The organism is Mycoplasma sp. 527 (assembly GCF_053851595.1).
On the sequence record NZ_JBSQAY010000001.1, the window covers coordinates 110,095 to 122,563 of the forward strand.

11 protein-coding genes are annotated in these 12,469 nt (G+C 25.3%); 4 read left to right on the forward strand and 7 right to left on the reverse strand.

The features are described from left to right. Positions 1 to 164 precede the first annotated feature (164 nt). Together ACWXVQ_RS00470 and ACWXVQ_RS00475 are read left to right on the forward strand one after the other, a co-directional pair. A complete protein-coding gene (locus tag ACWXVQ_RS00470) occupies positions 165 to 569 on the forward strand; it encodes a cytidine deaminase (RefSeq protein WP_438340766.1) in 405 nt (134 codons plus the stop codon). A 12-nt stretch (positions 570 to 581) separates the two neighbouring features. Next, positions 582 to 1,634, forward strand: a complete 1,053-nt coding sequence (locus tag ACWXVQ_RS00475) for a helix-turn-helix transcriptional regulator (RefSeq protein ID WP_455966316.1) — start codon at positions 582 to 584, stop codon at positions 1,632 to 1,634. 77 nt (positions 1,635 to 1,711) lie between these two features. Here the strand turns inward: ACWXVQ_RS00475 and ACWXVQ_RS00480 are convergent, their stop codons facing one another. From ACWXVQ_RS00480 to ACWXVQ_RS00495, 4 genes are read right to left on the reverse strand one after another with little or no spacing between them, the layout of a single operon-like run. Continuing rightward, a complete protein-coding gene (locus tag ACWXVQ_RS00480; RefSeq protein WP_456013191.1) occupies positions 1,712 to 2,293 on the reverse strand; it encodes a hypothetical protein in 582 nt (193 codons plus the stop codon). Between the two features lie 37 nt (positions 2,294 to 2,330). Further along, positions 2,331 to 2,804, reverse strand: coding sequence for a hypothetical protein (locus tag ACWXVQ_RS00485; protein WP_438340769.1), 474 nt, complete (start codon positions 2,802 to 2,804; stop codon positions 2,331 to 2,333). Positions 2,805 to 2,814: 10 nt separating this feature from the next. Continuing rightward, positions 2,815 to 5,163, reverse strand: coding sequence for an OppA family ABC transporter substrate-binding lipoprotein (locus ACWXVQ_RS00490; protein ID WP_456013193.1), 2,349 nt, complete (start codon positions 5,161 to 5,163; stop codon positions 2,815 to 2,817). Between the two features lie 22 nt (positions 5,164 to 5,185). After that, positions 5,186 to 6,136: a hypothetical protein gene (locus tag ACWXVQ_RS00495; protein WP_455966310.1), complete on the reverse strand. Its 951-nt coding sequence runs from the start codon at positions 6,134 to 6,136 to the stop codon at positions 5,186 to 5,188. A 101-nt stretch (positions 6,137 to 6,237) separates the two neighbouring features. On the opposite strand from ACWXVQ_RS00495, the gene ACWXVQ_RS00500 reads away from it, so the two are divergent. Beyond that, positions 6,238 to 8,103 (forward strand): MAG3240 family lipoprotein, encoded by a 1,866-nt coding sequence (locus ACWXVQ_RS00500; protein ID WP_456013195.1) that lies wholly within the window; start codon positions 6,238 to 6,240, stop codon positions 8,101 to 8,103. 3 nt (positions 8,104 to 8,106) lie between these two features. Beyond that, entirely contained in the window at positions 8,107 to 9,117 is a 1,011-nt protein-coding gene (locus tag ACWXVQ_RS00505; RefSeq protein WP_438340773.1) for an HxHSH motif-containing lipoprotein, read from the forward strand. 60 nt (positions 9,118 to 9,177) lie between these two features. Here the strand turns inward: ACWXVQ_RS00505 and ACWXVQ_RS00510 are convergent, their stop codons facing one another. From ACWXVQ_RS00510 to ACWXVQ_RS00520, 3 genes are read right to left on the reverse strand one after another with little or no spacing between them, the layout of a single operon-like run. Continuing rightward, complete coding sequence (locus ACWXVQ_RS00510; protein ID WP_456013197.1) at positions 9,178 to 10,353, reverse strand: ABC transporter permease subunit; 1,176 nt, start codon at positions 10,351 to 10,353, stop codon at positions 9,178 to 9,180. Beyond that, the gene (locus ACWXVQ_RS00515; RefSeq protein ID WP_455966304.1) at positions 10,343 to 11,302 is read right to left on the reverse strand and encodes an ABC transporter permease subunit; all 960 of its coding nucleotides are present in this window, start codon (positions 11,300 to 11,302) and stop codon (positions 10,343 to 10,345) included. Before ACWXVQ_RS00515 ends, ACWXVQ_RS00510 begins: the two co-directional genes overlap by 11 nt. 51 nt (positions 11,303 to 11,353) lie before the next feature. After that, complete coding sequence (locus ACWXVQ_RS00520) at positions 11,354 to 12,289, reverse strand: Vmc-like lipoprotein signal peptide domain-containing protein (protein WP_456011896.1); 936 nt, start codon at positions 12,287 to 12,289, stop codon at positions 11,354 to 11,356. Between the last annotated feature and the right edge of the window lie 180 nt (positions 12,290 to 12,469).

Consider the following 12,469-nt stretch of genomic DNA (forward strand, 5'->3'; position numbering starts at 1 on the left):
TTTAGTATATTTAAATTTTAATAAAAAAATTTTAACATAAAAAAATAAATGTTAAGTAAAAATGCTTAACACTTTAATTTGATTTTTACATTTGATATAAGCAAAGATAATTTGTATTATTTAGTTTTATAGTTTTAAAAACTATAAATAGTATAATTATTATTATGAACAAAGAATTATTAAAAGAAAAATTAAACTATTCATTTGCACCATATTCAAAGGTTAAAGTGGCAGCTTTAGCTATTGATAAGTTGGGCAATGAATATTATGGAGTCAATTGTGAAAATGCTGCGTATCCTAGTGGACTTTGCGCTGAAAGATCTGCACTTTTTGGTTCGGTAGCATATGGCGCAGAAGTGGGGACATTTAAGGAAATACATATAATTAGCAATTTGAATAAAATATTATTCCCATGCGGTGCCTGTCTACAAGTAATGTCTCAATTTTTAGATAAAGATTCCAAGGTAGTATTGCATTCTACTGATCTAACTGAGGAAAGACAATTTTCGATGAATCAATTAATACCTAGCGCAGTAAAAAATGAAGACATTATCCACGCTGCAAAATAAAATGGGGATTTTATGGAAACTGAACATGTTTGTGATTTAAAACATCTTGATTTGCATGGAAATAATTTTGGAGAAGAAATTTCTTATTATTTAGAAAAATTTTCAATATCACAAAAAGAATTGGCACAACGTTTAGGGCTTAGTGCTCAATATGTCTATATAATCATTAATAGCAAAACGAATGTTAATTTAAGTATTGCAATTATTGAAGGCTTGGAAAATGTTTTTAATTTGGAATTAGGTACGCTATCTGAGGTTTATTCAATATATGCTAATAAGGAAAAATCTAATCTACAAGATGCTGAAAAACTTTTGGTGCAATATGGAGAGGACTTTATCATTAAGAATCCAAGTTTGCCACTGGTAAGTAATATTAAATTAACAAAGGATATGCCTATTAGCAAAAAATTGATGATTATGAATAGGTTTTATGGCGTTGCTAATTTAGATAATTATACCCAATATTTGCGTGAAAATGCACTAGCAGATGAAAGTATTTATGCCAACCCTAATAGTAAGGTTTGAATTCGATTTTGTGAGTTATCGGTTTTAGAAACAATTAGTACTAAAAAAATTGGTGTTTTTAGAAAAAATAATTTTGAAGTTGTGTATAAAAGAGTTGTTAAATTAATATGCGCTAAAAATTTAAACTTTAAAAATAAAATTGATGAAATACAAAATTATTTATTGACTAAAGGAATTATTTTGATTACAATGCCTTTTATCGAGAATAGCGATATTGCGGCCATTACTTTTCAAAAAGGAGCTAGAAGACTTATATTTGTTTCGGATATTTTTAATTGTGAAGCATTTATTTTTAACTATATTTTGCATGAATTAACACATTGTTTTTTTGTTAATAAAAACGAAAATGAAATTGATGATATTTATATTGAGGCATATCATAAAATTAAGTCTGAATATAATTTTAAATATGAGGGTATTGATGATGCTCTATTGGCTTTTGACAAGTGTAGTGCAGTGCAACATGATGATCGCAAGGGTGAGGTTTGCGATATAACTAAGAAAGTTTTTTATAAATACGAAAAAGTTTCTTTTAGTTAATATTTCTTGTAAAATATTCATTAAATGAAATAATTAAGAAATAAAATAGGATCTGAATTAATAGATCCTATTTTTATTTAATTGTCTAAATCCAAATAAATATACTCAGTGGCCTCAGTGTTCATTTTTCCATTAACAATTATATCTAGGCATTTTACAGAATATCTGATAGCAGGTTGCTTCTTTTCGAGACCTTCAAGTACAAATTCCATCTCTATAACATGACCAGAAAGATATTTTAAGTTTCCTAATGTTGATGTAAAAGATAAATATTTTTTAAAATTTTCATTTGCTTTAACATTTTCGAACGTTCTTGAAGGGTCATTAGCAGCTTTTGATGTAATTCCCCTATCAATTGGATAGGAATCGGCTCTAATTTTTTGCAATATTTTCATTAATTCTTCACGAGGTAACTTTTTACCTTCATTTGTTAGGGTATATGAAAATGAGTTTTTTATTTCGCCTAATTGTGAAGTCGTTAGAAGTTTTGCTTTAGGACGTTTTAAAGGGTTTATTTTGCCTGTTGCATTATTTTGACTTTTGTCAAGCAAAAGCTGATTGTTTTGGCTATTTGTCGGTCCTCCACACGAAACAGCTATTAGCGGAAATATGATTCCACTAAATGAACTAAATATTAGAAATTTTTTTATCTTTTTCATATCTATATTATACCACTCCATTTTTTAATGTTTTAAATTAATCAGTTTGCAATTTGACTATTCCATTAGCTTCTTCTTGATAATTTCTATCGACACATTTTATAGTGTATTTAATTATTGGTGTTTGTCCATCAAATGCCAGTTTGAATTCATATATATGTGCTGAACCTAAACCATTTAATTTATGATATTTAAATGAAAAGTTTTTTTTAAATTCAGCATCTCAATTAATGATTTGAAAAGTATTTATTTTAGTATTATATTTTGATTTTGTAAACTTATCTCATAAGGCATATAATTTTCCTTCTTCATTTAATTTTTTGCCCTCGGGTTTTAATGTGAATTCAAATTTGTCTTTTATTTCTTGGATTTGTGAGTCGGTTAATAATTGTACTTTTGGTTTATTTGGATTTTTTTTATCAAAATTACATGATAATGTAACAATTGGCAGTGTGAGGATAGAACTAGTAGCAATTATTGATAAGAATATTTTCTTCTTATTTTTAATCATTTTTTTCTCCTTATTTAATTTTTATATCTTGTAAATAATTTAAGTTATTTCAACCAAGTGGTTTAATGATGTTATTTTGATAAATAATTTTAGAAAAGCTATTGATGTTAATTTGATTTATAAGATTTATTGAATAACTAATTAGATTATTAATTTCATTAATAAGTTTTAATTGGTTTTCTACTTCTAAATTACTTAGATAAGTGATAAATAATGTTTCTTGTGTTTTGCTCAAACTATTTTTGAGATTTATATTATTATTCACTAAAAAATTATGCAATGAAATAATCTGTTCAAAACTAGTTAAATAATCTTTCTTATTTTTAGATATAAGGTCAATTAATTTATTTAAATTATTTTCAAAATTTGTTAATTGTTTGTATAAATATTCTGGTGTTGTTCCCTGGAATAGTTTAAATGTAGATTTTTTGTATATTGATTTATTTCTCTCAAAAAATTCTTGATATTTTTCAAAGTTATCAATTTTAGTTATATCTATGTTTAGCCGGCGGTCGATAGAATTAAAAATCTTTTTAATCAGCAGTATCCTTTTGTTAATAAATTGATTATCCTTGGTGATCATTATAGGAATATTTACATAAATATTTTTATTTGAATTAGATGTTTTATAAAAATTATCAATTATATTTCTTAGGTTAGTTTCAATAAATTTAAATCATGTTGATTTAATCTTGTCTTCAACAAAAACAATTAATGGATCATTTAGTCTATTTTTATTTTGGTATTGGAATGTATCACTTAATTTTTTATTATTTGCTCCAAAAATAATAGGTTTCGATATTTGATTATATGCATCCTTTAGTTCACTTATTCCAATAGCATTATTAGAAGCTAAAATATCAAGATTTTCTGGTGCTTGACTTAATCATAGATTTTTGTCATCCTCAATTAGGCTATACTGGTTTATTAGGTTGTTAAATAATGATTGAAATGTCAAATTATTTTTGCTAAGTTCTAGTGAGTTATTATCTTTTAATCCATAATATAGTTTCATAAAGTTTTTATTCATATATTTCGTTTTTATATCAGGATTTTGGTTAATGATAATATTGTTGTTAATTGAATATCTATTATAATTTTTTTGATATGAAAAATTATATTTCTTATAGTTTTCAAGAATATAGTTTTTTTCATCTAAATTAAGGTCTTCATATTCTATTTTTGAAATAATATTTTGCTTAAAAGCATTTAATGATTGGAGTGAAAACGTAGATTGCGATAAGGGTAACGAGTTGTATTGAATGATTATTTCTTTAAGATTATCATCTTCATTTTTTTGATAGTTTTTATTTATTTTTAAGGTAGTTTCATTAGCATTCATATGCGAAATAAAATAATTACTTGCATAAAATCTGTTTTGGTAGGTTTCACCATAATTAAAAAATCAATCAAGATTTTTTAGGGGATCTTTGTAACTTGATTCTATTATTTCATAAGGAATTGCATCTAGATAATTTTGAATAATTAGGATATTATCAAATATTTGTTTTAGATTTTTAAATGATCCGTCCCTGGTTTTAATAGTAATTTTATTATTATCAAAATTAAGTAGTGCATCAACATCAATATCATTTTGAATTAGGTAGTTATATAAATCGAAACCATCATTTTTTTGTAGTTTTTTATTGTTATATTTTGAAAGATCAATCTTATGCTTTGCAGCAAAAGAGTGGCGATATTCTTTGTTTCGTAACAATTTTGATAATAACCCCAGTTTAAATGATTTGTGGTTAATATGGTTATTGGTATTTATAATATTGCCTAGGTAATTAATCCAAACATTGTCTCTATTTTTGATGTCTATTATAACTTTATTTGTGTTATTCAAATCTTTAGCAAAGTTTGAGTTATTTATTGATTTGATATCACTCGAAGGAACAAATAGGAAGGGTGAGTTAAAACCATTACCCTTATCCTTTTTAGGCTTAAAAATACCATTTTCTGGTTTGTTTGATTCATTTTCATAATCTACAATATCAGTATTATCATTACTATATTCATTAGTGCCTATTGGCGTTGTGATATTAATTTTGTTGGCCCATTCTAATTTATAATGAAGTTCTGAGGGAGCTAAAACAATATTGTCTCTAAAATCAATTAAGGGCTGTTGGCTTGATTTTATTCGTATTAGTTTTGCTGCTGTTGCTAGGTTAATTTTGTGAATATTTTTACTAGTATAGTTATCATCAAGGTAGCTAAAGCTAGCATAATCATTACCATAATTATTTTTTTCAATGAAACGATATTTATTGGTGTTGAAATTATTTTTTACACATGATATTGTAATTATGGGCATTAAACTGATTAACGGTGTTAATAAAATCATTTTTTTGTTCATTTTATTTCCTCCCTTAGTTTGTTTAAACATGACTATGAAAACTTAAAAGCATTATTGTTGTGACAATAGAAGCAGCAAAAATTATTAATGTTCGATATAAAGTTTTAGTATCTTTGTTTCTTATATGAATAAATTCAGGGACTAGTTCAAAGATAGCGGTAAATATGATAATTGCGCCTCCAAAAATCAATAATGAGGATTGTATTCATTTTAAATCATCGTTTATGAATCGCCCAGTAAATGCTCCTAAAAAAATGAAGGGGATTATAAGTAAAAAAGTTATGAAATTATATAAAACTGCCTTTCCTTTTTTTTCTCCATATTGAATTTGACGGAAGTATATGATTGTGACTTCAATAAGTATGTGGATGGTAAATGTTATTAGTAGAGTAAGTGAACTTGAAAAAGTATTTTGAGTAAATATTATTTTAAATATTGAATATCCAATAAAAAAACCATCAATTATTCTGTGACTTAATAACATAACAATTGCTAATCAAGCTGCTTTGGGATTATCAATATCTTTAAATGAAATTAGGTGATCTGAGTGGTTATGTTCTTCATGACTTTTATGAGGATCTATTTTAGATTTTCTAATAAATAAATACCTTCCTGCAATAACAACACTAAAGCCTATTAATGCACTTATCCCGAGAATACTGACAGTTACTAGTGTCCTGTTTATTTCTGAACCAAACTTATTTGGGCCATCATGTGTAAAATCGATAGCAATTTTATATCCTTCTCGCAAAAAACCGAATGCTCCAATCATTAAAAACATTCCAGTTGAAAAAGCGTACATATAAATAATTGCATTACCTTTTTTTGCTTTTTCAGATGGCTTTATAAACGAAAGGAGACCTAATAATATGAGTGGTAAAATCATTAATATTGGGATATAAACTAGTATATTTATGAATATGGTTAATTCTATATTATTTTCAAATGCAGTCCCCACGTTATTTATTATCATATATTTACCTCCTTTCACAATGTTTATTAATTCGTAATTTTGTAATAATTATACAATATTTTTATAACTATAATATAAAAAAAAGTGATAAAATTTGTATTATGAAAATAAGAAAAAAGCTATTAAATTTGTTATTAATTTCTCCTATTGTGGCAATTCCTTTTGCGGTTTTAAGTTGTAGTCAAAATATTAAAAAAGAAGTATATTTAGATATTGATAAGGTATCGAGAGTATTTTTGAATAGATTAACTCTTAGTCAAATAGCTTCAATAGAAAAAGATGAACATATATTTTATTGATTCGATAAGAATGGCCGCCATAATTTTGATGCAGTAAAGATAGAAAACAAAAAAATGTACCTACTTAATAAAAATGAATGGGTTGAATATAAACCGGATTTTCCATATAGAAATAATTGAAAGCAGTTTACTACTGGTAATAATAATATTCGTATATTCGATTCAGATGAAAAGAGTGATATTAATAGCTTTTTGAATGAATATTCGTTTGATGATGTTGACTCAGCAGGTTCTTTTAATGACGAATGATTTACAACTTTATCATTGATATTTGGGAAAGATTTTAATAGAAATAGGGACCCCTATTTTGAGGACATACAGACAGTAATTTTTAGATTAAACCAAGATATTGATTTGAATTATTCTATAATGAATCGTAAATATCTTATTAATGCTAAAAAGCATAGGGTATTGTTTTCAAATTGAATTCAACCTCAATATATACAAGCAAAATCTTTTTTGTCAAATGAACATAATGAGATGAGATCAACATTTGTAAAACTATTAAAACTTTATTTAAATAAGTTTAACGTTGATGTGGCATCAATCGATATTGATTGAAGCAATAGCGAAATAAAACATTCATACTCTGGAGCTACAGATTATATTTCCTTTGAGATAAGTAGTATTAAGGATTGGAACGGTCAAGAATTAATAAAATCTAAAAATAAGAATAAAAAGTATTATTTAAATGGCTTCAGAAATTATGCCACAAATGGAAAATTTGGGGTCGGAACTAAAGGAATAAAAGAAGAATATCCATTATTTACTGATTACGTCGAAAATCCCCTTTTATTCATGGATGGAAAGAGATATCTAACAATTATTGATAATATTAATCACTTCATAAAGTCATCAGGTTCAAAAGATTATTGAAATGCCAAAGGTTTGATGAATTTATTTTGAAATCTAAAAGATGAGATCTTTGTAATAAAGATTCCAGAATATAGAAAAAAAGAAGATCTTGAATATAAAATAGTTGATTTTGAATTTACTGATTATTTTGACACTAATCAGGTTTTCAGAGCAATTGTTCAGGTTACTAAGAAAGATGGCACAAAAAAGAAATATTCCTGGTTAAGTTCTAACTTTGATGATCATGGACACAGGTTAAAGGGGTTGATTACTAAAAATAAAAATAACGCAAATATTTTACCTGAGGATATTTATTCATTTAAACCAAGTAATAATGGGATAAAAGCTGGCATAAAACTTTCGGATTTTGTTAACAGTAACAAGGATTCAGCGTTTATTGAAGGGCTTAATGAAGCATCAAATAAGATGGATAAATTGTTTAATTATTGAAATAACGATAGTAGACAAAATTTTGATGTTTCGCTTTTAGATAATAATTCATATCAAGTCAAGGTGCTTGAAGCATATATTAATAACTATTTATTAGCTTATGCTCTAGAAAATAAACAAGGCAAAACATTAGATGGTATAAAGAGAATTGAACTTAATTTAATACCAGAAAAAAATAAATTAGGTCAATTATATATTGAATTAAATTTTATTTCATTTAATAATCCGTCTGATTTTAAGTATAAATCAAAAAATGATAAAGTTATAGCAAAGGCTTCTGTTTATTGAAATTATTTTAAGGGCTATGATGTTCAAAAATCTAATGATATATTTACACTTATTAATTTTGAAAGGTTGGTATAACTAATGAGGATCAAAAAAATTTTGACTAGTTTTTTGGGATTATCTTTATTTGGATTGCCTGCTATTTCAATCTCATGTATAAGATATCCAAATGATTCAGAAAATGTATCATTAAATGAATCGATAGAAAATAAGAGTAACATTGTTGAGATAAAACTTGAAAATAAACCAACACTTGAAATAAAAAAAATATACGATAATGAACTCTTGAAATTATTTTTAGAAGTTAAACAGACGTATCGAAATTATCGTAAGCGATATATTAGAATTATAAGAAGAATAGATGCTTTTAGAAACAAGGTTGCTGCATTAATTATCGACCAAGGAAAACCTGAGAATTCAAAAAAAATTAATGATTTTTTTGTTAAATGATTAGAAGAAGCAGGTAAACAAAAAACAAGTTTAGCTAAACTTTTAGATAAATATCAACTAATTTTTCAAGATGTTGATGCCGTTTTGAACGATGTTAATTTAGTTTTTGATAATCAACAGTTTATTAAATTTATCGAAATTATTGATAAGAGATTGAGTGGAAAGGATATTAATCTTGGTGAGCTGCAAAAGTCCATTATCGATGCCTGAGATTTTTTAAGAAAGAATGTATTTAATGAAAAAAAGGTTTCGAAAATAGAAGATCTTGACAAGATAAATATCGAGAGTGACAAGAATTCTCATACTCATTCACATGCCATTGTTAATCTTACCTTTGAAATGGGGTTATGGCATTTATTGTTAAAAAAGAGTGTAAAGGATCAAAAAATAATAGGTGAATTAAAAAAAGATTTTAAAGTTTTAAAAGAAAATGTTATTGACAACATTGGCCAAAAAAACTATGAATCAGATTATAATTTTTTAATTAAACTATTTAGTGAAAATATGGATTTTAACAAATCTAATAATCTAATTAATGATGAATATCAAGCCAAAGCTAAACAAATTATGGAAAGTATTAAGAAAATATTGATTGATGTTGCCAAAAAGGAAGGTATATCTGATAAATTAAATCTTAATTAATTGAATTATTTAAAAAATAGGCCTAAGTTGAATTTCTTTGCGAAGTATGCTTGGCCTATTTTATTTTGTTTTTGGGTTAAATGTATTAGCTAAACCTGATGATAGTAGCTTTAAATTTATTGAAAAAGCAATTATAAATATTGATGTGGTTAAGAGATATCCAGGATTATTGGATACCAAACTAATTGCTTCTTTTAAAATGAAACCTATATTTATGCTATTTGAATCATTAATAAAATCTAGGAATGCTAATGAAGAAGCAATTAAGATATTAATAGAAAATCTTTCAACTAATATTATTAGAAAGTTTGCAAAAATTCTTTTGAAAATATGATTATAGGCAATTCTTCAATTTGATGCCCCAACAGCCCTAGAAGCAACGATAAATTCTTGTGTTAGCAAGGAATTAATTTCTTCTTTTGCAAATTTGAAATATGAAATTCAGCAAATTATTGATAATGATATAAACAACCCATATAAACTTGTTCCGATAAAAATAGATAATAGAAAAACTCAAATAATTTCTGGGATAACACTAATAGAGTTAATTATTCTATCAATAAATCGTACAATTATATTTTGTTTATAAATATTTATAATAACCGCAAAATTAAAACCGATAAAAATATTAATAATAATTGCAGCAAGAATTATTAAAATAGTTGACCAAATAGATGTTATCGTTCTAGCATATATATCAATTCCTTGGTTGTTTGTTCCTAGAAATAAACCATTAGGAATTTCTATGGGCATATCTTTAGATAATTGTAAGAGATTTACTGCTTTGATTAGATTGTAAGGATTGTATGTTAAAGTAACAATATCTGTATAAATAGTTTGCTCTCCACCAATATCTCTAGCTGAGTCAAATTCAATTCAAAATATTAAGTTTCTATGTTCACTAGCCGCTGATTTTGCTTCCAGTTTTGCGATGTTTCTTATAAAATCTAATTCAACACCACGATTAAAGTTTTTTGTTATTTTTTGAGAAAAATTTGATGGCAGGTCATTAACTAGTGTTGTATTTTCATTGATTGAGTGAGTAGGAGAGTTTTTAATTAAAAATGTGGCAATTAATAAAGCTAATATTAAAATAGCAAAGCATATAAAACAAATAAGATTAAATTTATTGGCAAAAAATCTTTTTCAGTATTGTTTTGCGGAATTTGTATGGATAACATAAGGATTCGAATTCGATTTTTTTTCTCTTGCAAAGTTAAATAGATTATTGTGCATTTTTACCTCGTTTATATTTTTTAAAAAGAAGTAAAGAAGTGAATTCGTTTTTCGGGCTCAACTTTATTATAGCGATTTTATTGATTAATAAAAGAAAACTTAGTAAAATAAAATTAAAGATAAAGTAAAACATAATAATATCTACTTCACCTTTTCTGAAAGCAAATGAAATTAATAAACTTTGGCCTGGGATTGAAAAAATTCTTTCAACTAAAATTGTTATTGTGAATAATAAAACATAGAGAACAAAAAATAAGTTGAGTTCGCCAATTAACAATTCTTTTAAAACAACTTTTTTTAGTAAATCACGCTTTTTCATTCCATATGTTTTTGCAAATAGATAATAATCTGATTTAATAATTTCAAACGTTTTTTTTCTTGATTTAGAAAAGAAGATAGCTACTGTTGGAAGTGAAGAAATTAGTATAGGAACTATTAGCGAAGCAAAGCTAAGTTTACTATTTAAAAACTGCGAGGGATAGCCAAATATGTCTGCACTTGATAAAGCAAGAATGCAAATAATTAAGATTGGTAAGGAACCTAAAAAAGAAATAATAATAGAGGTTATAACATCATATGATTTATTAAATTTATAAGCAGAAAACACTCCTAATATGTTGCCGACAATAAAGCTAATAATAAATACTGATAGACTTATTAAAAAGGTCCAACGAAATTGCCGTAGGTAGAGAAATAAAATATTATTTTCAACACTTGCTAATTCATGAGAGTATATTTTTCCGGGATTAAATGTAAATAAATTTGTTAAAAAGGTCTTAAATCTAGCTCCATAGTTATGTGAAATTTGTGAATAAATAGCTATATTTTTTTTAATTTGAGGTTCAATTAAAACATTTATTGCAAAGAATATAATAACAATGGAAATAAAGAAAATAAAAAAATAGAAAGCAATATTTTTGAACAAGTTTATTTTAATTTTAGTTGTCATAATTTACCCCCTATTTTTAACTCTATCTATCATTGGCGTATTTTGAATGCGTTATTCTTCGTGATGGTCATCGATGTTTTCTATTTGAATTGATTCTGTTTGAACTATTTTTTTGTCTGCGGTGTTATAGAAATTTATATTTAATATTAAGAAGTTATCTACAAATTTAGTTTTTGAATCATCAAAATTGATACTAAATTCAATATCATTTTTATTCTTATCAACTTTTTCGATTGGTAGTGTTTTTTGTAATTCTTCTAATAAATTTTTAAAGCCTTTTTCCTGCTCTGCTTTTAGTTTATTCAAGAAATTAGTTTGTGCTTCTTTTTCTTCAATTTTATTTTTTAATTTTGTTGTAAATTTTCAATTTGAAATCGTTTTTACAGGTTCGATTTTTTTGAAACCAATTAATGTAAATCTAATTGTAGTATTTAAAACCTTGAATTTAATATCTAGGTGGATTTCACCCTCATCATCATGCGAATGAGTTGAAGCGGAGATACTTAATTCTTCTTTTTCTCTTAATTCATTTTCGATAAAAATAATTGAATATTTTGAAAAAACTTTTTTAACATCTTCTCATTTTTTTGCTGATTTTAATTCCTTAACTACATCAGAAGCAATAACTTCTTCTTGATTTTCGGCTATTTTTTGAACAATTAATCCTGATTTTTCTTGTGTGTTTCTTTTATTGAAACTTGATATTGCTAATTTTATTTTTTCTAATAATGATTTAACCTTTTTTTCGTCTTTTTCATCTTTTTTAAGTTTATTTATTTCTTCTAGTATTTTTTGAGCATTCTCTTTTTCATTTAAATCTTCCTCATATTTAATAATTTTTTGAATTTGGTCTTTTTTTGAAATAATTTGGTTGATTTCCGCAGTTGAATCGCCATTTTTATTACTACATGATGCAACTACTAATGGAGTGCTTAAAACTGCTATTAAAGGTGATAGTGATAAAAATAACTTTATGTTTTTTTTCATATATTTACCTCATTTAAAATTAAATTACTTTAATAAATTATAACAAAAATAGTTTAACTATATTTTTATTTTTTTTGCATTTTTGTCTTATTTATGCGATTTTTATTAAAATAATGTGAAAAATTAAATAAAATTTAAATTAACAAAGTAATTAACTAAAATTAATTATAAAATTGTTTC